At 70.0% G+C, this 20,871-nt stretch carries 18 protein-coding genes and 1 pseudogene; 7 read left to right on the top strand and 12 right to left on the bottom strand.

What is annotated here, in order from left to right:
* Positions 1-22 precede the first annotated feature (22 nt).
* Both G6N61_RS27015 and pruA read right to left on the bottom strand, forming a co-directional pair.
* Positions 23-979 carry a proline dehydrogenase family protein gene (locus G6N61_RS27015; protein ID WP_163923670.1) on the bottom strand — a complete coding sequence of 319 codons (957 nt, stop codon included), beginning with the start codon at positions 977-979 and terminating at the stop codon, positions 23-25.
* Positions 979-2,616: an L-glutamate gamma-semialdehyde dehydrogenase gene (gene pruA, locus G6N61_RS27010; RefSeq protein WP_163923667.1), complete on the bottom strand. Its 1,638-nt coding sequence runs from the start codon at positions 2,614-2,616 to the stop codon at positions 979-981. Before pruA ends, G6N61_RS27015 begins: the two co-directional genes overlap by 1 nt.
* A gap of 83 nt (positions 2,617-2,699) precedes the next feature.
* Between pruA and G6N61_RS27005 the strand changes: the two genes are divergently transcribed.
* The gene (locus G6N61_RS27005; RefSeq protein WP_163923664.1) at positions 2,700-4,274 is read left to right on the top strand and encodes a PucR family transcriptional regulator; all 1,575 of its coding nucleotides are present in this window, start codon (positions 2,700-2,702) and stop codon (positions 4,272-4,274) included.
* A 74-nt stretch (positions 4,275-4,348) separates the two neighbouring features.
* On the opposite strand, the gene dapC is transcribed toward G6N61_RS27005, so the two are convergent.
* The 3 genes from dapC to G6N61_RS26990 all read right to left on the bottom strand — a co-directional run bounded on the left by dapC (position 4,349) and on the right by G6N61_RS26990 (position 6,640).
* On the bottom strand, positions 4,349-5,449 hold the full coding sequence (dapC, locus tag G6N61_RS27000) for a succinyldiaminopimelate transaminase (protein WP_163923661.1): 1,101 nt from the start codon (positions 5,447-5,449) through the stop codon (positions 4,349-4,351).
* A gap of 14 nt (positions 5,450-5,463) precedes the next feature.
* A complete protein-coding gene (gene fdxA / locus G6N61_RS26995) occupies positions 5,464-5,787 on the bottom strand; it encodes a ferredoxin (RefSeq protein ID WP_163923658.1) in 324 nt (107 codons plus the stop codon).
* Positions 5,788-6,091: 304 nt separating this feature from the next.
* Positions 6,092-6,640, bottom strand: a complete 549-nt coding sequence (locus tag G6N61_RS26990; protein WP_163923656.1) for a YceI family protein — start codon at positions 6,638-6,640, stop codon at positions 6,092-6,094.
* Between the two features lie 251 nt (positions 6,641-6,891).
* Here G6N61_RS26990 and G6N61_RS31365 point away from each other — a divergent pair.
* Positions 6,892-6,999: pseudogene (locus tag G6N61_RS31365) on the top strand (excalibur calcium-binding domain-containing protein); the annotation flags it as partial.
* Positions 7,000-7,513: 514 nt separating this feature from the next.
* Here the strand turns inward: G6N61_RS31365 and G6N61_RS26980 are convergent.
* Entirely contained in the window at positions 7,514-10,123 is a 2,610-nt protein-coding gene (locus tag G6N61_RS26980) for a bifunctional FO biosynthesis protein CofGH (protein ID WP_163923653.1), read from the bottom strand.
* Positions 10,124-10,317: 194 nt separating this feature from the next.
* On the opposite strand from G6N61_RS26980, the gene G6N61_RS26975 reads away from it, so the two are divergent.
* The gene (locus G6N61_RS26975) at positions 10,318-11,397 is read left to right on the top strand and encodes a hypothetical protein (RefSeq protein WP_163923651.1); all 1,080 of its coding nucleotides are present in this window, start codon (positions 10,318-10,320) and stop codon (positions 11,395-11,397) included.
* Here G6N61_RS26975 and G6N61_RS26970 read toward each other — a convergent pair.
* Positions 11,394-12,557: an FAD-dependent oxidoreductase gene (locus tag G6N61_RS26970; protein WP_235887321.1), complete on the bottom strand. Its 1,164-nt coding sequence runs from the start codon at positions 12,555-12,557 to the stop codon at positions 11,394-11,396. The genes G6N61_RS26975 and G6N61_RS26970 overlap by 4 nt on opposite strands.
* Before the next feature lie 56 nt (positions 12,558-12,613).
* On the opposite strand from G6N61_RS26970, the gene G6N61_RS26965 reads away from it, so the two are divergent.
* Positions 12,614-13,285: a TetR/AcrR family transcriptional regulator gene (locus G6N61_RS26965; RefSeq protein ID WP_163923647.1), complete on the top strand. Its 672-nt coding sequence runs from the start codon at positions 12,614-12,616 to the stop codon at positions 13,283-13,285.
* A 9-nt stretch (positions 13,286-13,294) separates the two neighbouring features.
* Here G6N61_RS26965 and G6N61_RS26960 read toward each other — a convergent pair whose 3' ends face one another.
* Together G6N61_RS26960 and mshB are read right to left on the bottom strand one after the other, a co-directional pair.
* Complete coding sequence (locus G6N61_RS26960) at positions 13,295-13,723, bottom strand: hypothetical protein (RefSeq protein WP_163923644.1); 429 nt, start codon at positions 13,721-13,723, stop codon at positions 13,295-13,297.
* A 115-nt stretch (positions 13,724-13,838) separates the two neighbouring features.
* Positions 13,839-14,702, bottom strand: coding sequence for an N-acetyl-1-D-myo-inositol-2-amino-2-deoxy-alpha-D-glucopyranoside deacetylase (mshB, locus tag G6N61_RS26955; RefSeq protein WP_163923641.1), 864 nt, complete (start codon positions 14,700-14,702; stop codon positions 13,839-13,841).
* Positions 14,703-14,724: 22 nt separating this feature from the next.
* Here mshB and G6N61_RS26950 point away from each other — a divergent pair, with 22 nt between their 5' ends.
* On the top strand, positions 14,725-15,966 hold the full coding sequence (locus tag G6N61_RS26950; RefSeq protein ID WP_163923628.1) for a chloride channel protein: 1,242 nt from the start codon (positions 14,725-14,727) through the stop codon (positions 15,964-15,966).
* Here G6N61_RS26950 and G6N61_RS26945 read toward each other — a convergent pair.
* Both G6N61_RS26945 and typA read right to left on the bottom strand, forming a co-directional pair.
* Positions 15,950-17,875 (bottom strand): ABC transporter family substrate-binding protein, encoded by a 1,926-nt coding sequence (locus G6N61_RS26945; protein WP_163923620.1) that lies wholly within the window; start codon positions 17,873-17,875, stop codon positions 15,950-15,952. The genes G6N61_RS26950 and G6N61_RS26945 overlap by 17 nt on opposite strands.
* A 42-nt stretch (positions 17,876-17,917) precedes the next feature.
* A complete protein-coding gene (gene typA, locus G6N61_RS26940) occupies positions 17,918-19,813 on the bottom strand; it encodes a translational GTPase TypA (RefSeq protein WP_179973721.1) in 1,896 nt (631 codons plus the stop codon).
* 68 nt (positions 19,814-19,881) lie between these two features.
* Here typA and G6N61_RS26935 point away from each other — a divergent pair, with 68 nt between their 5' ends.
* Together G6N61_RS26935 and G6N61_RS26930 are read left to right on the top strand one after the other, a co-directional pair.
* On the top strand, positions 19,882-20,049 hold the full coding sequence (locus G6N61_RS26935) for a hypothetical protein (protein ID WP_170314494.1): 168 nt from the start codon (positions 19,882-19,884) through the stop codon (positions 20,047-20,049).
* Positions 20,050-20,109: 60 nt separating this feature from the next.
* Complete coding sequence (locus G6N61_RS26930; RefSeq protein ID WP_163923614.1) at positions 20,110-20,382, top strand: hypothetical protein; 273 nt, start codon at positions 20,110-20,112, stop codon at positions 20,380-20,382.
* Positions 20,383-20,456: 74 nt separating this feature from the next.
* On the opposite strand, the gene G6N61_RS26925 is transcribed toward G6N61_RS26930, so the two are convergent.
* A complete protein-coding gene (locus G6N61_RS26925) occupies positions 20,457-20,849 on the bottom strand; it encodes a (deoxy)nucleoside triphosphate pyrophosphohydrolase (protein ID WP_163923611.1) in 393 nt (130 codons plus the stop codon).
* Positions 20,850-20,871 lie beyond the last annotated feature (22 nt).

The following is a 20,871-nucleotide window of genomic DNA, read 5'->3' as shown; positions in this document are numbered from 1 at the left end:
CCTCGGTGGTCTGACAGCCGCGTCAGTCGACCAGTGCCCGTAGGAAGAACGTCAGGTTGGCGGGCCGCTCGGCCAGGCGGCGCACCAGGTAGCCGTACCACTCGCTGCCGAACGGCACGTACACCCGGACGTGGTTGCCTTCCTCGGCTAGCCTGCGCTGTTCGGAATCCCGGATGCCATAGAGCATCTGGTACTCGAAGTCGTCGACGCCGCGGCCGAACTCAGTGGTCATCGCCGGTACCGCCGCGACGATCTCCGGGTCGTGCGACGCGATCATCGGGTAGCCGTTGCCGGCCATCAGAACGCGCAGGCACCGCAGGTAGGAGTCGGTGACCTCGGCGCGGTCCCGGAACGCGACCGTCGCCGGTTCGTCGTATGCGCCCTTGCACAGCCGGATTCGCGCACCCGAGGCGGCGAACTCGCGGCAGTCGGCCTCGGTGCGCTTGAGGTAGGCCTGCAGGACGGTGCCGAGCCACTCGAAGTCCGTACGGAGGTCGCGGACGATCGACAGGGTCGAGTCGGTGGTGGTGTGGTCCTCGGCGTCGACGGTGACCCACGCCCCGACCTCGCGGGCCTTGGCGCAGACGACGTGGGCGTTCTCGTAGGCGATCTTCTCGCCGTCGCGCGGCAGCGCCTGACCCAGGGCCGACAGCTTCAGCGACACCTCCAGCGGCCGCGGACCGGTCCCCGCCTCGTCCCGCTTGCCGAACGCGTCGAGCAGCTCGAGGTAGGCCCGCACGGTGGCGTCGGCCGCCTCGGCATCGGTGACGTCCTCGCCCAGGTAGTCGACGCTGACCAGACGTCGTGAAGCACGCAGCGTCGCAACCGATTCGAGCACGTCCCCCGTCGACTCCCCGGGGACGAAGCGGTGCACGACGTCGCGCGTGACCGGCAGGCGCTCGGCCACTCGACGCAGCCCCGTTGAACGACTGGCCGCCAGAATCGCGGGCCTGGCCACCTTGCCGAATACGCCCGACATCACTTCACCGCCATGTGGGGGTAGACGTGGTCGGTGGCCGGGACGAACGTCTCCTTGATCGACCGCGCCGACGTCCAGCGCAGCAGGTTCTGCGGCGACCCGGCCTTGTCGTTGGTTCCCGACGACCGCGATCCGCCGAACGGCTGCTGCCCGACGACGGCACCGGTGGGCTTGTCGTTGACGTAGAAGTTGCCTGCCGCATAACGCAATCGGCTCTGCGCGTCGAGCACCGCAGCGCGGTCGTCGGCGATGACCGCACCCGTGAGCCCGTACGTCGACCCGCCGTCGACGAGGTCGAGCACGTCGTCCCATGCGTCGTCGTCGTACACGTGCACGGCCAGGATCGGCCCGAAGTACTCGCGGCTGAACGCGTCGTCGGTCGGGTCGTCGGACAGCAGGACGGTCGGCCGGACGAAGAAGCCCTCCGAGTCGTCGTAACCGCCGCCCGCGGCGATGGTGACGTGCGCGGTCTTCGCGCGCTCGATGGCTTCGACGTTCTTGTCGTAGGCCCGCCGGTCGATCAGCGCACCGCCGTAGTGGGAGAGATCGGTGACGTCGCCGTAGCTGAGTTGTTCGGTGGCGCCGAGGAAGTCGTCACCCATGCGTGCCCACACCGACCGTGGCACGAACGCCCGGGACGCGGCCGAGCACTTCTGCCCCTGGTAGTCGAACGCGCCGCGGATGAGGGCGGTGCGCAGGACGTCGGGCTGCGCGCTCGCGTGGGCCACGACGAAGTCCTTGCCGCCGGTCTCCCCGACCAGGCGGGGGTAGGTGCGGTAGCGGTCGACGTGGGTCCCCACCTCGCGCCACAGGTGCTGGAACGTCGCGGTCGAGCCGGTGAAGTGAATGCCCGCCAGCCGAGGGTCGGTGAGCACGACGTCGGACACCGCGTACCCGTCACCTGCGACGAGGTTGATCACACCAGGCGGCAGGCCCGCGGCCTCGAGCAGCTGCATGGTCTGGTAGGCCGAGAACGTCTGCGTGACAGACGGTTTCCACACCACGGTGTTGCCCATCAGGGCCGGTGCGGTCGGCAGGTTGCCTGCGATGGCCGTGAAGTTGAACGGGGTGATCGCGTAGACGAACCCCTCGAGCGGTCGGTAGTCGGTGCGGTTCCACACGCCGCTCGCGCTGATGGGCTGCTGCGCCAGGATCTGCCGGGCGAACCCCACGTTGAACCGCCAGAAGTCGACCAGCTCGCAGGAGGCGTCGATCTCCGCCTGGTAGGCCGACTTCGACTGGCCGAGCATGGTGGCGGCGGCGAGCTTCTCGCGCCAGGGCCCCGCCAGCAGGTCGGCGGCGCGCAGGAAGACAGCAGCGCGTTCGTCGAACGGCGTGGCCGCCCACGAGTCCTTCGCGGCGATGGCGGCGTCGACGGCGGCGGTGGCCTCCGCGTGGCCGGCGTTGGTCAGGGTGCCGAGGACCTTCGAGTGGCGGTGCGGCTGCACCACGTCGAAGCGTTCGCCATTGCTCATGACGTGGCGGCCGCCGATGACGTGGGGCAGGTCGATGGGGGCGGTGGCGAGGTCGGCGAGTGCTGCGGTGAGACGGTCCCGTTCGGGACTGCCGGGGGCGTAGTCGCGCACGGGCTCGTTGACCGGCATCGGGACGTCGGTGATGGCGGTGAATGTGGTCATGCTCACACCATCGCGCATCGTCGCCTTCGGATGATTGGCCGATCGGACAATGGTTGGCCGCTTCGCCGGTAGCATCGGACAACATGGTGAAGACCGGGGTCAGCCTGGGCCAGCTGGTGCTCGCGCTCGACGCCACGATGGTGACGCTGGTGGAGGCGCCGCGCGGTCTGGACCTGCCGGTGGCCTCCGCGGCGCTGATCGACTCCGACGACGTGCGCCTCGGTGTGGCCGCGGCGTCGGTGTCGGCCGACGTGTTCCTGCTGCTCGGCGTCGGGGACGACGAGGTGCTGGCCTGGTTGGTGCGGCAGGCCGCGCCCCGGGTGCCCGCCGCGATCTTCGTCAAGCAACCGTCGGACGCCGTGACCGCCCGCGCCATCGCCGCGGGGACGGCGGTGGTGGCCGTCGAGCCGCGAGCCCGCTGGGAACGGCTGTACCGGCTCGTCGACCACGTCTTCGAACACCACGGTGACCGCGCAGACCCGTTGCACGACAGCGGAACCGACCTGTTCGGCCTGGCGCAGTCGATCGCCGACCGCACCCACGGCATGGTGAGCATCGAGGACGAGGGCTCGCACGTGCTGGCGTACTCGGCGTCCAACGACGAGGCCGACGAACTACGCAGGCTGTCGATCCTCGGGCGGGCTGGACCACCGGATCACCTCGCCTGGCTGAGCCAGTGGGGCGTGTTCGACGCGGTGCGCGCCGGCGACGTGGTCCGTGTCGAGGCGCGCCCCGAGCTGGGGCTGCGGCCGCGCCGGGCGGTCGGCATCCACCGTCGAACCACCGACGACCGCGCGCCGAGGTTCGCGGGCACCATCTGGCTCCAGGAGGGCTCGCGGCCGCTCGCCGAGGACGTCGACGAGGTGCTGCGGGGTGCGGCCGTGCTGGCCGGGCGCATCGTGGCCCGGCTGGCCGCCGCGCCGTCGACCCATGCCGCGCTGGTGCAGGAGCTCCTCGGTCTGCGCAACGCGAACGGCGGCGTCGGCGACCTGGCGCGGAATCTCGGCATCGCCACCGACGGTCGGCCCGCGGTGATCGGCTTCGACGGCGCGCAACCCCAGGCGGCTCGTCTGGCGAACGCGTTGTCGCTGAGCGCCAGTGCATTTCGCCCCGACGCGCAGGTCGCGTCGGGCGGGTCGCGGGTGTACGTCCTGTTCCCGGACACCGGCCGGGCGTCGGTGCCTTCGTGGATCCGCGGCACGATCGGTGCGCTGCACGCAGAGCTGGGCATCGAACTGCGCGCCGTAATCGCCTCGCCGAGTGCTGGGCTGGCCGGAGTAGCGGCGGCCCGCGGCGAGGTCGACCGCGTGCTCGACAGCGCCGTCCGCCACCCCGGCACCCTCGGCCAGGTGACGACGCTCGACGAGGCGCGCACCACCGTCGTCCTCGACGAGATCGTCACGATGGTCGCAGCCGACGAGCGCCTGATCGATCCGCGCATCCGCGCGCTGCGCGACGACGACCCAGCGCTGGCGGAGACGCTGCGCGCCTATCTCGACGCCTTCGGCGACGTGGCGGCGGCCGCGCACTGGCTGCACGTTCACCCCAACACCGTGCGCTACCGCATCCGGCGCGTCGAGGAGAAGCTGGGCACGTCGCTCGCCGACCCCGATGTGCGCCTGGTGCTTTCGCTCAGCCTGCGGGCGACGGCTCGCTGAGGGTCTTCCGCCGAACTGGAGCGTCACGTCGTTCGCACGGCGAAATCGCGACGTGACTGTCCGGTTCGGCGCAGTCAGGCGGCGAGGCGAGCGACGGCAGCGTCGATGCGTTCGTCGGTCGCCGTGAGCGCGATGCGCACGTGGCGGCCGCCCCTCGGGCCGTAGAACTCGCCGGGCGCCACCAGGATGCCGCGGTCTGCGAACCAGGCCAGGGTCTCCCGGCATGGCTCGTCGCGTGTCGCCCACAGGTAGAGCCCGGCCTCGGAGTGGTCGACGGTGAAGCCCGCGTCGCGCACCGCGCGCAGCAGGCCGGTCCGACGGTGGGCGTAGCGCTTGCGCTGCTCGGCTTCGTGGTCGTCGTCGTCGAGCGCGGCGACCATCGCGGCCTGCACGGGGGTGGGCACCATCATCCCGGCGTGCTTGCGTACGGCCAGCAGTTCGGCGACGACGGCCGGGTCGCCCGCGACGAAGCCGGCGCGGTAGCCCGCCAGCGAGGACGTCTTGGACAGCGAGTGCACCGCCAGCAGACCCGTGTGGTCGCCGTCGCTCACCGACGGGTGCAATATCGACACCGGTTCGGCTTCCCAGCCCAGGCCGAGGTAGCACTCGTCGGAGGCCACCAGCACTCCGCGTTCGCGGGCCCAGCCGACCACCTTGCGGAGATGGTCGACGCCGAGCACGGCACCCGTCGGGTTGCTCGGCGAGTTGAGGAAGACCAGCGCGGGCGTCCGGGGGCCGATCTGGGTCAGCGAGTCCGCGCGCACGACCTGGGCGTTGGTCAACCGCGCGCCGACGTCGTAGGTCGGGTAGGCCAGCTCCGGCACCACGACCGTGTCATCGGGGCCCAGCCCGATCAGCGTGGGAAGCCACGCGATGAGTTCCTTGGTGCCGATCACCGGCAGCACGGCATCGTCGGCGAGATCCGTGATGCCGTACCGACGCTCGAGCGCCCTGGCCATCGCCGTCCGCAGCGCGGCCGTGCCGGCCGTCGTCGGGTAGCCGGGCGCCGAACTCGCCGCAGCCAGGGCATCCCGAATCACCGGGGCGACCGGGTCCACGGGGGTACCCACCGACAGATCGACGATGCCGTCGGGGTGTGCGCGTGCCACCGCCGTCACGTCGGCGAGCGTGTCCCACGGGAAGACCGGTAGGGACGCCGAGACGCGGCGGGGCATCGAGAACGCGGGCGTCAGCCCTCGCCCTGAGGAGCCAGTTCCTTCACGGCCGCCGGATCGTTGTCCGTCTGGCCGACCTTGGACGCACCACCCGGCGAGCCGAGTTCGCTGAAGAAGTCGGCGTTGTGCTGGGTGTAGGCACTCCACTGGTCGGGGACGTCGTCCTCGTAGTAGATCGCCTCGACCGGGCAGACCGGCTCGCAAGCGCCGCAGTCCACGCACTCGTCGGGGTGGATGTACAGCATCCGAGCACCCTCATAGATGCAGTCGACGGGGCACTCTTCGATACATGCCTTGTCTTTCACGTCGACACAGGGTTCGGCAATGGTGTACGTCACGGGTGTCTCTCCTGTCCAGTGGGCCGCTGGTCGGGGTTGTTCTCAGGGCTCCTGAGGAAGCCGGAGCAAGTATGCGTTGCCGATACTTGGACGCCTGTCTCAGTGTGCCCTAACTTCGCGCGCCGCCCCGAGGGGTGGCGCGCGGTTACTGATACTAGACGTTGCAGATAAAACCCGCCAAGTACTTCGCGGGGTGTCGCGGCGGCATTGCACAGCCCTCACGCGAGCCATCCCGCGAGCGTGCGTGTCTGCGGGCGACACGCCGCGCAAGAACCCGAGTTCACGCACGCTCGCGCAGCGGAGGTCAGGCCTGCTTGAGTGCCTCGATCTCGAGGGTGATGGTGATCTTGTCGCCCACCACCGCGCCGCCGGTCTCCAACGGCATGTCGATGTCGATGCCGAAGTCCTTGCGGTTGATCACGACTGACGCCTCGAAGCCGGCGACCTGACCGTGGCCCATGCCCGGGTTGACGCCGTTGTACTCGAGCTTCAGCTGGATCGGCTTGGTGACGCCCTTGAGCGTGAAGTCGCCGTCGAGCACGTAGTCGCTGCCGTCCTGGCGCACGCCCGTCGAGACGAACGTGGCGGTCGGGTGGTTCTCGACGTCGAAGAAGTCTGCGGCCTTGAGGTGCGCGTCGCGCTGCTCGTTGCCGGTGTTCACGGAGTCGACGGCGATCTCGGCCGTGACCGAGGGGGTGCCGTCCTCGGCGACCGTGATCGCGCCGGAGAAGTTCCCGAACGTGCCGCGCACCTTGCTCACGACGAGGTGGCGTACGGAGAAGCCGATGGACGAGTGGACGGGGTCGATGGCCCAGGTTCCGGCGGTCAGGTCGGCGGCAACTGCTGCGGTCATGTCAATCTCCTTGGACTGGGGCGCCGGACTCTCCGACACCGTCGTCGATTCAAACGGACCGCAGTCCGATTTCATTCCGCCGGCGCGTAACGATCTTGTCGACGGTTCCGATCTGTTCCCGGTGGCTCGTTCGGCCACCGTGTCAAACAAGGTCCTGGGGGGCTCGAATGAAGAAGACCGTCGTGTACGCCGCGTGCAGCGCACTGGCGATTCCACTCACCGCGCTGATCACGTCGCCAGTCGCAGGTGCGTACGGCAGCTGCGCCGAGGCGAGGGCGGCGGGGGCTGCGCCTTTGTACGCCGGACAGCCGGGCTACAGCCGCAAGCTCGACCGCGACGGCGACGGTGTGGCCTGCGAGAGCGGCGGCAGCGGCGGCGCGCCCGTCTACGCGCCGGCACCGTTCGTGCCTGCCGCGCCGTCCACCTCGACGACCGCCGCTCCCGTTGCGCCCACTCCCCTTGCGGGCGCCGGCAGCCTCGTCACGGTGGTCGACTGGACCGGTGCCGACTGCATCGACATCACGGTTCCGGTCGACTCCGATCCGACCACCACGCAGGTCACCAACCGCTGCGGCGGTCACGCCGAGTTTCCGCAGTCTGCCGGGGATCCCACGTGGTGGGTCGGGGCCGACCCGGCGATCGGCGCCGCCGCGACGTTGTCGTGCGAGATCCAGGCCGACGTGCTCGTCGACTCGGGCGTCGCCAATGACGGTCAGGACGTCAACTGCCTCGTCAAGGCCGAACAGCTGAGCTGACCGACCCCGCGCGAGCGTGCGTGAACTCGGGTTCGAACCCGGCGTGTCGCCCGCAGACACGCACGCTCGCCGAAAAAGTTGACCCACTTCAAGGGGCACCTCGAGAAGGCGGGGTGGGTCAGGCGGCGAGGGGGGTGTAGGTCGTCGTGCGCTGGCGGGCCGGACGGCCGATGCCCTCGGCGATCGCCGTGAGTTCGGCGACCGACTTGGCGGACCCGTTCTCCGAGCCGGCCATCCGCGAGATGGTCTCCTCCATCAGCGTGCCGCCGAGGTCGTTGGCACCACCGTTGAGCATCACCTGGGTGCGCTCGACGCCCAGCTTCACCCAGCTGGTCTGGATGTTGTCGATCCTGCCGTGCAGCATGATCCGGCCCAGTGCGTGCACGGCCCGGTTGTCGCGGTGCGTCGGCCCGGGGCGCGCTCCGCCTGCCAGGTACAGCGGCGAGGACTGGTGCACGAACGGCAGCGGCACGAACTCGGTGAATCCACCTGTGCGGTCCTGGATGTCGCGCAGCACGTTGAGGTGCCCGACCCAGTGCCGCGGCTGATCGACGTGGCCGTACATCATCGTCGACGACGACTTCAGCCCGACCTCGTGCGCCGTGGTGACGACCTCGATCCACATCGACGTCGGCAGCTTGCCCTTGGTGAGCACCCACCGCACCTCGTCGTCGAGGATCTCCGCGGCCGTACCCGGAATCGAGTCCAGACCGGCCTCGCGCAAGCTCGTCAACCACTCCCGGATCGACGTGCCGCCGCGGGTCACGCCGTTGGCGATCTCCATGGGCGAGAACGCATGTACGTGCATCGACGGCACCCGCGCCTTGACCGCGCGGACGATGTCGGCGTAGCCGGTGACGGGCAGCTCGGGGTCGATGCCCCCCTGCATGCAGACCTCCGTGGCGCCCGCGACGTGCGCCTCCCACGCGCGGTTGGCGACCTCGTCGGTCGACAGCGAGAACGCGTCCGCGTCACCCTTGCGTTGGGCGAACGCGCAGAACCGGCAGCCCGTGTAGCAGATGTTGGTGAAGTTGATGTTCCGGTTCACGACGTAGGTCACGTCGTCACCCACCACGTCGCGGCGCAACGAATCCGCAAGCGCGGCAACGGCGTCCATCGCCGGGCCCTCCGCGGTCGCCAGCGCCAGGTACTCGTCGTCGCTGCACCCGGCCGGGTTACGCTCGGCCGACCGCAACGCGGCCAGCACGTCGGTGTCGATGCGTTCCGGCGCGCGGGCGGCGAGTTCTTCGACCTTGGCCCTGATCGACTCCCAGTCGCCGAACGCGCTGCCCAGGTCGCTGCGGGTCTCGGTGCGGCGGCCCTCGGAGTCGATCGCGGTGTTCAGGTCGGTGCGGCCGAGCGACTCGGCGGCCTCGTCCGGTTCCTGCCACGGCCTGCCCACCGGGTTGACGTCGCGCGCGAGCCCGGTCTCGGGGTCGGCCAGCGCAGCGACGTGACCCTGCACGCGCGGGTCGATCCAGGCGGCGCCGGCCTGCACGTACTGCGGCTGGGCGGTGAGGCGCTGCACCAGGTCGTAACCGGCTTCGGCGGTCACCGCGGCCAGCTCGTCGAGTGCGGGCCACGGCCGCTCCGGGTTGACATGATCCGGGGTCAGCGGCGACACGCCACCCCAGTCGTCGACGCCGGCACCGATCAGCGCGAGGCACTCCTCGCGCGACACCAGGTTGGGCGGCGCCTGAATGCGCATCTTCGGCCCCATCACCAGACGGGTGACGGCCACCGTCGCGATGAAGTCGTCGATCCCGGTGTCCGGAACCCCCGCCATCACGGTGTGCTCCTTGGCGCGGAAGTTCTGCACGATCACTTCCTGCACGTGACCGAACTCCTTGTGCGAGCGACGAATCGCGTGCACGGTCTCGGCCCGCTCGGTCAGCGTCTCCCCGATGCCCACCAGCAGACCGGTGGTGAACGGAACCGACAGCCGACCCGCGTCGTCGAGGGTGCGCAGCCGCACCGTGGGGTCCTTGTCGGGGCTGCCGTAGTGCGCGAGCCCCTTCGTCTCGAACAGCCGCCGCGACGTGGTCTCGAGCATCATGCCCATCGACGGCGCGACCGGCTTGAGCCGCGACAGCTCCGACCAGCTCATCACACCCGGGTTGAGGTGCGGCAGCAGCCCGGTCTCCTCGAGCACCCTGATGGCCATGGCGCGCACGTAGTCGAGCGTCGAGTCGTAACCGCGCTCGTCGAGCCACTGGCGGGCTTCGTCCCAGCGGGTCTCGGGCCGATCGCCCAGGGTGAACAGCGCTTCCTTGCAGCCCAATTCCGCGCCGCGACGCGCGACGTCGAGGATCTCGTCGGGCTCCATGAACATGCCCTTGCCCTCGGCGCGCAGCTTGCCGGGCACCGTCACGAACGTGCAGTAGTGGCACTTGTCGCGGCACAGATGCGTCACCGGGATGAACACCTTGCGCGAATAGCTCACCGGCAGCTTGCCCGTCGCTCCGCGCAGGCCTGCCGCCTCGAGTCCGGCGTCCCTGACCCGGGCGGCACTGGCGCACAGATCGGCAAGGTCGTCGCCGCGGGCGGTCATCGCGATCGCGGCTTCGTCGACGTTCAGCGCGACGCCGTCACGGGCTCGGCGCAGGACGCGTCTCATGGCGGCGGCACTCGGCTGAAGAGTCGAATCGCCCTGCTCCGGCCCCGCGAGGGGCTTCGGCGGGACCACCGGGCTGGGCAGGGATGTGCCATGCTGGGGGTTCAGAGCCACTCCCGTGTAACCCCGCAGTCGGCGAGTTTCATCCACGGCGTCTCACCATACGAAAACACTGGCCCCGGCATACCGGCCACAGTAGCCGCAGCGGCGCGAGACGGTGGCGGGCCATCTGGTCGAGAACCGCCTGCACAGGGCCGACGACCGCGTAAGTTCTGCATCGTCGCACCACTTGGCGAGAGGCCTTGTTCATGATCGGTGATCTGCGTTCTCAACTGGCGGCGGGCATGGCCGCTCTCGCGGTGTCGGCGGTGGCCCTGTCGACAGTGGCCGTACCGGTCCGAGACACGGGCCCGGACGCGGTGACGCGCAGCGTCGACCTGGCCTCGTCGGTCCGGCCGATCGTCCTCGAGCCGCTGCGCCCCGATCGGGTCGCGGTCGCACGCGACGCCATCGAACGGCTGGACCCCGAGGCCGCCGCGCTGATACCCGCGCCACCGGCCGATCCGGTGCCGCTCAATGCGGCGTCCGACGGCATCAATGCGGCCTACCAGTGGCTGCAGGGCTGGGTGAACTACGGCGTCGAACTCACGCAGTACGTGCTGCAGTTCATCCCGTACGGCTACCTCATCGGCGATCAGGTGGGGATCGTCTACTACGACCTCGTCGTTCCGATCGCCGACAGCGTGGTCTACGACCTCATCGACCCGGTGGTCAACGATCCGTTGAACATCTGGTCGTACGTCAACGGCATCGGGGCCGTGGCCGCGACGACCGTGGCGTCGTTCATCAATCTCGGCATCGCGGAGTTGAACTACTTCCTCGGCTGGCTGATCCCGCCGATACCGCCCATCCCGTTCGCGACGACGGAGACGACCGAGGTGGCCGAGATGTCGCTGACCACCGCGGCCGAGGAGCCCGCCGAGTCGCTGGAACCGGTCGACGCGCCCGCCGAGGAGCCCGCCGCCCCGGCCGTCAGCCCGGCCGCCGAGACGGAGCCCGAAACCACCACGGAGCCCGAGACCAACACCGACTCCACCACCGGGACCGACATCGAGCCCGCCGTCGAGGACGCACCCACGACGACGACGTCCGGCACGGTGCAGGCCCAGGGCGAGGTCCGCGGCAGCGTCACGGACCCAACGGACCCGAAGGATCCGACGTCCTCGACGGATACCGACGCCACCACCACCGGCGACGAGAACACCGGCGATGAGACCACCGATCCCGGTGACGAGCAGGCGGGGCAACCCGCCGCGCCCGATGCCGCAGCACCGGACGCGCCTGACGCGAAGGACGCGCCTGACGCCGCGAACGACGCCGACGACTAGCCGCGCTCGCCAGCGAGCGCGCTCGCGAGGAATTCGAGCAGACCGGCCGGGGCGCGGTCGTCGAAGAAGAAGCCGTGGTTGCGGTGCGACTCGGCGGCAGCCTGCTCGGCGCGCGTGAACATCGGTTCCTCGTAGGCGACCAGCGCCGCCTCGACGTCTCCGGGTCGAGCGGCGATCGCGAGTCCCAGCTCGGACCCGTCGAACATCGCCAGGTTCGCGCCCTCACCGGCGAACGGTGACATCAGGTGCGCGGCGTCGCCGACCAGCGTCACGCCCCGCACGCGGTCCCAGCGCAGCCCCACCGGCAGCTTGAAGACCGTCCGGGGCGTCGGGGGTGTGTCGCCGTCGGTGATCAACGCGGTCAGTTCGGGTGCCCACTCCTCGAATTCGGCCGCCACCCGCGCGGTCGCGGCGGCGGGGTCGTCGAAGTCGATGTCGGCGATCCACTCCACGGGACGGTTCAGCGCGACGTAGCCGTGCAGGACACCGTTCGGTTCGCGGTGCGCGAGGATGCCCCTGCCCGGTGCGAGCGCGTGCATCGCCCCGTCCCCGACCGCCGCGGCCGCGGCGGGATGCCGCCGATCGGCGTCGAACAGGTACGTCTCGACGAACGACGTGCCGACGTACTCGGGCCGTGCATCGGAGAGCAGCGGCCGGACCCTTGACCAGGCGCCGTCCGCGCCGACGAGGAGGTCGGTCGGAACGACCGACCCGTCGGCGAACGTCAACTCGTGCCGACCCGCGCCGAGTGCCGACACCCCGGTCAGCTTGCGGCCCCACTGGACGGTTCCCGCCGGCAGCGAGTCGAGCAGGAGTCGGCGCAGGTCGCCGCGGAGCACCTCCGGCCGGCCGCCGGTGCCATCGTCGGGTTCGTCGAGGAGCACGGTCGCGTGCCGGTCGAGCACGCGCGCCGCCTGCCCGCCGTGGTGGATGAGGCCGAGGAACTCGTCGAACAGTCCAGCGGCGCGCAGCGCGAGCTGACCGTTGTACTCGTGGATGTCGAGCTGACCGCCCTGCGTGCGGGCGTCCGCCGAGGCCTCGGCCTCGTAGATGGTCGACTCGATTCCGTGGACGTGCAGTACCCGTGCGAGCGTCAGGCCGCCCAGCCCCGCACCGATGATCGTGATCGTCAGACCGCTCCGTCCATGAAAATGGAACACCGTTCCAGTGGTGTGTCCATCGTGGAACGCCGTTCCAGTCGTGTCAAGATGTCCCCGTGCCCCCGAAACCCCGACGGACCGAGCGACGGTCGGACGCCCTCTCGAAGGAGCGGATCATCGCCGCGGCGATCGACGTCCTCGACACCGACGGCGAGGGCGCCCTCACCTTCCGCGCGTTGGCGACGCGGCTCACGACCGGCAGCGGAGCGATCTACTGGCACGTCGCGAACAAGGACGACCTCCTCGCGGCGACCACCGACCACGTCATCGCCCAGGCGATGACCGGCGCGCGCGTCGATGCGGCACCGGACGACGCGATCCGTGCGATAGCCCTCGCCGTGTTCGACGCGATCCACGCCCGACCCTGGGTGGGCACCCAGATCTCGCGCGAGCCTTGGCAATCGGGAACGAGGCGCATCTTCGAGGGACTCGGCCAACAGTTGCAGGCACTCGGCGTGCCAGAGCGAGCGCAGTTCGATTCCGCGTCGGCATTGGTGAGCTACATGCTGGGACTCGCGGCGCAATACGCCGCAGGCGCCCGCCTCGTCGCACGGAAGACGAGCCGGACGGGCTTCCTCACCGACGTCGTCGCGCGCTGGACCCAGGACGAACCCGATCAGTACCCGTTCGTCCAGCAGATCGCCGACGAACTGCGAGAGCACGACGACAGGGAGCAGTTCCGCGCAGGCATCGACCTGATCCTGGCCGGCATCGCGGCCATCCGGTGACCAGCCGAACTAGACGGGTAGCTGCGTTCGGCGGAACACGAACCAGACCGGCGGTGCAGCGCCGAGGACCAGCAGGACGATCGGGCCCAGCTGCATGATGCCGGTGCCGCCGAACACGATGTCCTTCCCCGGACCGGCGAAGGCCAGCACGAGTACCGTCGCGAGCCACGTCCACACCGGGAGCGCCGCCAACCGGGGCGTCGTCGTCCACTGCGATGCCGCCCACACCAGGGCGAGATTCACCAGACCGCTGAGCAGCCCGCTGATCGGGAACGGCACGCTCCCGAGGTAGATCGGAAGGAAGAACGCACCGACGAGAGCCGAGAGGACACCGTCGAACGCGAGCACACCGAGCAGGACTGGCCGCTGCCAGTCGGGGGCGTCGGCAGTCAGGTCGGGATGCTGTCGAGCAACGCGATCAGCGAACCCTCCACCCATTGAAGACTGTCCAGGCGGTCCTGCCAGTGCTGCAGGTTGGGATCCAGATCCGGGTCCATCGCCATCCCTCCATCGGGCCGGTGGTTCGATCGGAGCTTACCCCCTCGCGCCCCGGCTATCCCAGGTTCAGCCCGGACAGCAAATCCGTTTCCCAGCCGCGGTCGTCGCGCTCGCCCGACGCGCCGGCGACCAGCACGAAGTGCTCGGTGTGCAGCAGTGGCAGCACGATGTCGTTGGACAGCGCGAACGCCTCGCCTCCTGGCGTGACGCTCACCTGCGTGGCGTGGGCCCGCATCGCCGCGACCTTCGCTTGCCGGCTCTCGGGCGCGTCGACCACGGCATCGATCTGGTCGTCGTCGTAGCAGAACGGCAAGTCCGACAACGGGATCGACGTCCAGTGCGGCGGCAACTCCACGCCGGCCAGCCCGCCCAAGGCCGCGTCGACGGCCGAGCGCGCCAACACCGTCCAGTAGACCTTCGGCACCTGCCACGTCGGTGCGGCGGCGGCCACGGCGGCCATCGTCACCTCGTGGGCCCGGATGTGGTCGGGATGGCCGTATCCGCCGTTCGGGTCGTAGGTGACCACGACGTGCGGCCGCACCTCGTGGATCACGTCGACGAGCGCGGCGACCGGTTCGTCGAGTCCGGCGTCGGTGAAGCGGTGCCGGTCCAGCCCCGGCGTCTCCGCCATCCCCGAGTCGCGCCACCTCCCCGCACCGCCGAGGAACCACGGTTGCGCCACGCCGAGATGGTGCAGCGCGCGAGTGAGTTCGCCGATCCGGTAGCCGCCGAGCTGGTCGGCGTGGTCGACCGCAAGCCGGGCCCACCGGTCGCCGATCACCTCGCCCTCCTCACCGAGCGTGCAGGTCACCACGTGCACCTGGGCGCCCTGGCTCGCGTAGTGCGCAATCGTGGCGCCGGTGGTCAGCGTCTCGTCGTCGGGATGTGCGTGCACGAACAGAAACCGTGGAACGTCCATCCCGACAAGATAGATTCAGCCGGTGTCTCGGCGCACCGCGGAGTATTCGTGCGCCATCGTGATCGTCGGCCTCCTCGCCGGTGCTGCGGGCGCGGCCACCACTCTGCTGCTGCACGCCGTCGAGCACCTGACCTACCACTACTCGTTCGGCAGCCTGCTGACCGGCGTCGGCGACAGCAGCCCGGTCCGCCGCGCAGTCGGGCCCATGGTCGGTGGCGCGCTGGCGGGCCTCGGCTGGTGGGCGCTGCGGCGCGGCGGCGACGTGCCCAGCCTGTCGGCGACGATCAGCGACCATCGCCCGATCTCGCGGTGGCGGATGTCGATCGACGCGGTACTGCAGGTGCTGTTGGTCGGCTCGGGCGCCTCACTCGGGCGCGAGGGCGCGCCTCGTCAGATCTCCGCGGCGTTCGGCGATCTCGGCATGTCGCGGCTGTCCCTGACGCCGAGGGATCGGGAGATCCTGCTGGCGTGCGCCGCGGGCGCGGGTCTCGGCGCCGTGTACGGCGTCCCGCTCGGCGGCGCACTGTTCGCCACCCGAATCATGTTGCGCACTTGGCATCCTCGGGCACTCGGTACCGCACTCATCACCTCGAGCCTGGCCGTGGCCGTCGCCGCGCCCGTGACCCACCTCGAGCACTCGCTGGTGTGGCCCGACGTGCAGTCGTCCTACCTGCTGCTGTTTCTGGGGCTGGCGATCGCCCCGTTGTCGGTGGCCGTGGGCCTGGCGTTCGACCGGGTGATGACGGCTGCGCGACCGCGGCCTCAGATGCGTTCGTGGACATTGATTCCCGCGATCGCCGCTGCCGGTCTCGTGATGGGCGTCTGTTCCATCTGGTGGCCGGAACTGCCCGGCAACGGACGCAGCATCCTCACCGTCAGCGTGGACGCGGGCCTGACCATCGGCGGCGCCGCGGTGCTCCTCATCCTCAAACCCGCATCGACGGCGCTGTTCCTGCGGGCGGGGGCGGTCGGCGGAATGATCACACCTGCGCTGGCGACCGGCGCGGCGGCGGGCTCGCTGGTGACGTTGGCGCTCAACCAGTGGGCAGGCACCGATCTGCACGTCGCGGCGGTCTCGTTGACGTGCGCGGCAGGCGTGCTGGCGATCACGCAGCGCGCCCCGCTGTGGGCTGCGCTGTTCGTGTGGGAACTCGCGCGGCCGCCGCTGTGGCTGTTCGCCGTGTTCGCGGTCGCCGCCTACACCGCCCATCTGATCGAGAATGCCAGACTGCGCAACCAGATTCGCGCTACTGCGGCGTCTTGATCCAGCGTCCGGCGTCACCGACGATGCCCACCGGCACCGCGCCCGTCAGGCTCACGTTCCGCACGCTGGGGCCGGCGGCGACGATCGTGGTGTCCTGCAGGATCGGCATCACCGTCGACATGTTCCACAACCGCGGTTCGACGGCGGTGAGGACCTCGGCGATGTTCTCGCTGCCGTCGAGTGCGGCCTCAATCCTGGGCTGGATGCTGCGATCGCAGATCCCGGTCAGGTTGCTCGGCGCCTGGATCAGTTGATCGCCACCGGGAGCGGGTGCCGAGTTCGTGCCCGTCGTGGTCGCGGTCGGCGTGGTGGTCGTCATCGTGGTGGTGGGCGGCTTGCTCGAAGGCGGGGCATCGCGCGCCGGTGACGTGGTGGTCACTGGTGTCGATGGCAGGCCGCTCGGCGGAGCCGTCGGCACCGCGGTCGCCTCCAGCGCCGGACAGCCGTAGCGCGACGCGAGCGCGGTCGCGAGATCGCCACCCGCCTGATGCCACCCGATGATCGCGTCGACGCGGTCGTCGGCGAGCGCGTCGCCGTAGAGGACGGGCGGGTCGAGCGCGATCACCGACGCCGCGATGCCCACGCTGCGCAGTTGATCGGCCGCGGTGTTGGCGACCGCGACCGACGTCGGGTCGTTGGACGCCACGCCGAGGGCCAACGCCAGCGGCTGACCGTCCTTGGTGATCCTGCCGCGGTCGTCGGCGGGCGCGGGCGTCCCCGGCGTCGACGGCGGCGCGGGCTGGATCGGCTGCACCTGGTAACCCGCCCCGCCCAGCAGCGCGAGCGCGGCCTCCCGCGTCATCGCCGGCGGCGCCGTCGGCACGTAGCCCGGATCCGACGGCGACCGCACCTGCGCCTGGGCGAGGGTGACGGTGTTGTCGCTGCCCGCGCCGACGGCGGCGAGCAGGTCGACGTCGATCAACCCGAGTATCGCCTTGCGCACCTGGGGATCGGTCAGCATCGGCTGCTGCGCCCGCAGCGTCAGCTGCATGACCCGCGGGGTGACGATGCGGGCCGTCCGGACGTCGGGGATGGCGCTGAGTTGTGCGAACGCCGCCTGTCCCCCGTGCACCTGCGCGACCTGAGTGTCGCCGTTGCGGATCGAGTCGGCCAGCGCGGCAGGCGCACCGCCGCGGCGGAACAGGACGAGGTCCGGCTTGGCGGGCTCGGCCCAGTACCGGTCGTTGCGCGCCAGCAGGATCTCGTCGCGCTGCGGGTCGATGCTCTCGACGCGGAACTGCCCGCCGGTCACCGGCATCGCACGGGCGAGGCCGGCCGAGAACCCGCCGGGCACGTCCTTGACGATGTGCGCGGGCAGGATGTCGTTGAACAGCTCGCGCCACGCCGGATACGGCTGGGAGAACGTGACGACCGCGGTCTTGCCGCCCTCCACCGACTGCACGCCGGTGATCAGGTCGTAGCCGGCGGGGTCGACGACGCCGGGCTCGCCCACCATCTGCCGCCACAGGTACCAGTAGTCGTCGGCCGCGATCGGGGCGTTGTCCGTCCACGACGCCTCCGGGCGGATCCGGTAGGTGACGGTGAACGGGTTCTCGCCGGTGACCTCAGCCGATTCCAGCAGGGAGGTGTCGAGTTCCCACCGCGACCCGGTCGGCGTCGCCGGGTCCGCGATGGGCCGGAACGAGCTGGGCAGCACCAGTGACGAGATCGCGGCGTTGACCGGCGACTGGTCCGACATCAGGTGCGGATTGAACCCCGCGCCGATCGAGTCGATCGCCACGATGATCTGCGACGCCTTCATCGGCGGCGGTGGCGTCGACTGCGAGGTGTCGGTGCTCTGCGGCGCCGGGGGCGGGCTGACCGTGCAGCCCGCGACCACCAGTGCGCACACGATGGCGGTGAACGATGAGCCGACGACGCGACGGAATCGTGGCAGGGGCGTCGGCACGTTGTTCAGGTTAACGAAGTGCAACCCGTGCGCTCAGCCGCGTCAGCCGCGCGCCTTCGCACGGGACTTGGCGCGCGCACGCAGCGACGCGTTGAGCTCCACCTTGCGCACGCGCACCACCTCGGGGGTCACCTCGACGCACTCGTCCTCGGCGCAGAACTCCATGGCCTGCTCCAGACCCAGCTCCATCGGACGGGCAAGCGTCTCGAAGACGTCGGCGGTCGAGGAGCGCATGTTGGTGAGCTTCTTCTCGCGCGTGACGTTGACGTCGAGGTCCTCGGCGCGCGGGTTGATGCCCACGACCTGGCCTTCATAGGTGTCGTCGCCCGGCTCGACGAAGAACTGCCCGCGGTCGGACAGCTGCGTCATCGCGAACGGCGTGATCTTGCCGGTGCGGTCGGACACCAGCGACCCGGTGTGGCGGGCGCGGATCTCGCCGGCCCACGGGCGGTACCCCTCGAACACCGCGTTGGCGATGCCGGTGCCACGGGTCAGGGTCAGGAAGTCGGTGCGGAAGCCGATGAGCCCGCGCGAGGGCACGATGAAGTCCATCCGCACCCAGCCCGCGGCGTGGTTGGCCATCTCCTCCATGCGGCCCTTGCGGCCGGCCATCAGCTGCGTGACCGCGCCGACGAACTCCTCGGGACAGTCGATGGTCATCGCCTCGTAGGGCTCGTGCAGCTTGCCGTCGACGGTCCGAGTGACCACCTGCGGCTTGCCCACGGTGAGTTCGAACCCTTCGCGGCGCATCTGCTCGACGAGGATGGCCAGCGCCAACTCGCCTCGGCCCTGCACCTCCCATGCATCCGGGCGGTCGATGTCGACGACCTTGATGGACACGTTGCCGACGAGTTCGGAATCCAGGCGCGCCTTCACCATGCGGGCGGTCAGCTTGTGTCCGGAGACCTTGCCCGCCAGCGGCGAGGTGTTGGTGCCGATGGTGACCGAGATGGCGGGCTCGTCGACCGTGATGCGCGGCAGCGCATGGGCGTGTTCGGTGTCGGCGAGGGTGTCGCCGATCATGATCTCCGGCATGCCTGCGACGGCGACGATGTCACCGGCGACGGCCTCGTCGGTGCTGGTCCGCTCGACGCCCTCGGTGGCGAGGAGTTCGGTGATCTTCGCGTTGGTGATGACGGGGTGTCCGTCGACCTCGCGCATCCAGGCGACCTGCTGGCCCTTGCGCAGCTTGCCCTTGTAGATGCGGACCAGCGCGAGCCTGCCGAGGAACGCCGACGCGTCGAGGTTCGTCACCAGCGCCTGCAGCGGGGCCTCGGGGTCACCCTGCGGCGGCGGGATGTGCTCCATCAGGACGTCGAACAGCGGATCGAGGTTCTCGCCGTCGGGGTTCTCGCCGTTGGCGGGTTCGGTCGTGCTGGCGATGCCCGCGCGGCCCGAGGCGTACAGCGTCGGCAGGCCGAGCGCGAACTCCGCCGCCTTCTGCGCTTCCTCGTCGAGGTCGGAGGCGACGTCGAGCAGCAGGTCGTGGCTCTCGGAGACCACCTCTGCGATGCGGGCATCGGGGCGGTCGGTCTTGTTGACGCACACGATCACCGGCAGGTGCGCAGTCAGCGCCTTGCGCAGCACGAAGCGAGTCTGGGGCAGGGGGCCCTCCGACGCATCGACCAGCAGCAGGACGCCGTCGACCATCGAGAGACCGCGCTCGACCTCGCCGCCGAAGTCGGCGTGGCCCGGGGTGTCGATGACGTTGATCACGGTCATGGTGCCGTCGGCGTTGTGCCGGTGCACGGCCGTGTTCTTGGCCAGGATGGTGATGCCCTTTTCCTTCTCCAGGTCACCGGAGTCCATCAGGCGTTCGATGGCGTCGTCGCCGCGGTGGCTGAGTGCGCCGGATTGCCGCAACATCGCGTCCACGAGGGTCGTCTTGCCATGATCCACGTGCGCGACGATGGCTACGTTACGAAAGTCTTGGGGCAAATCCACGTCCCCGATTGTCGCAGCGCAGGGACCAAACACGAAAACGACGAACATCGACGGAAGGCCACGTGAAGCACACGGAGTTCGCCCAGGCGAAGGCCAAGAAGAAGTGTTGCCGTTCCAAGCCCCGCTGCAAGCGGTGTCCGCTGGTGCTGCACAAGGTGCACAAGGCGGAGCTGGCCGGCGTCCGCGGCAAGGACCTGGAGAAGGTGTTCAAACGCGCCAGAAAAGCCTGACTACCTCGCCTTATGTCGGCGTACCGTGGAGGTGTCCGTCGCTGGTTGGAGGTAACGACTATGACGGTTTTCGAAGCGGCGACCATCGCGCTGGTGGTCGTGCTCGCAGGCGCCGCGACCGCGGCCATCTACCTCGGCATGCTCAACTGGATGGGCGGGTTCTACGTCGTGCGGTGTGCCGCATGTCACCACCTGACCAGTTCGTCGGTGAACCAGGCACCGGCCTCGTGCCCACATTGTCGCCACCCCGCGCTGCTGCACCCGATGTACGCGGCGCGCCACCACGGCGACCCGTCACGGGTACGCGTGGTGGGCGACCGACTGCGGTACTGACCGCCCCTCGCGAGGCCCGGTGCGCCACAGCGCGACGGCACGTAAGCCGTTGCGGCGGAAGCCGTTTGCCCGAACTAGCGGGAGCCGAGCGCGGCAGCGAGGTCGGGCACCCAGCCGCGGTCGGCGGGCACCCATGCCACATCGCCGAGTTGGTCTGCGGTCACCCAGCGCAACGCGCGGTGATCGCGCGCTCGAATCGTGCCGCTCACGTGCTCGACGAGATACGCGCGCAGCGTCATTCCGCCACCCAGTGCCACGTCGGCGCCCAGCCGCGCGCCGACGGTCACCACCGCGCCGAGCTCCTCGTCGAGTTCGCGTGCGAGTGCCTCGGCGTCGCTCTCCCCCGCCGCCACCTTGCCGCCGGGCAGCTCCCACAATCCGGCCAGTTCCGCCGGTCGCTCGCGCTGGGCCACCAGCAGCGTCGCTCCGTCGATCAGTGCGCCCGCGACGACGATCTGGTTCGGCACGCATCGACGGTATACCGTCGAT

This window comes from Mycolicibacterium arabiense (assembly GCF_010731815.2).
Taxonomy (GTDB): domain Bacteria; phylum Actinomycetota; class Actinomycetes; order Mycobacteriales; family Mycobacteriaceae; genus Mycobacterium; species Mycobacterium arabiense.
Note: the sequence above shows the minus strand (reverse complement) of the source record. Positions and strands in the feature narration are given on the sequence as shown.

What these genes read in the sequence shown, in the direction of transcription:
- G6N61_RS26990 (WP_163923656.1), bottom strand. Translation starts at nt 6,640, where the DNA reads ATGACCGCAGCAGTTGCCGCCGACCTGACCGCCGGAACCTGGGCCATC.
- G6N61_RS27015 (WP_163923670.1), bottom strand. Translation starts at nt 979, where the DNA reads ATGTCGGGCGTATTCGGCAAGGTGGCCAGGCCCGCGATTCTGGCGGCC.
- pruA (WP_163923667.1), bottom strand. Translation starts at nt 2,616, where the DNA reads ATGACCACATTCACCGCCATCACCGACGTCCCGATGCCGGTCAACGAG.
- G6N61_RS26975 (WP_163923651.1), top strand. Translation starts at nt 10,318, where the DNA reads ATGATCGGTGATCTGCGTTCTCAACTGGCGGCGGGCATGGCCGCTCTC.
- G6N61_RS26930 (WP_163923614.1), top strand. Translation starts at nt 20,110, where the DNA reads ATGACGGTTTTCGAAGCGGCGACCATCGCGCTGGTGGTCGTGCTCGCA.
- G6N61_RS26960 (WP_163923644.1), bottom strand. Translation starts at nt 13,723, where the DNA reads ATGGGTGGAGGGTTCGCTGATCGCGTTGCTCGACAGCATCCCGACCTG.
- dapC (WP_163923661.1), bottom strand. Translation starts at nt 5,449, where the DNA reads ATGCCCCGCCGCGTCTCGGCGTCCCTACCGGTCTTCCCGTGGGACACG.
- mshB (WP_163923641.1), bottom strand. Translation starts at nt 14,702, where the DNA reads ATGGACGTTCCACGGTTTCTGTTCGTGCACGCACATCCCGACGACGAG.
- G6N61_RS27005 (WP_163923664.1), top strand. Translation starts at nt 2,700, where the DNA reads ATGGTGAAGACCGGGGTCAGCCTGGGCCAGCTGGTGCTCGCGCTCGAC.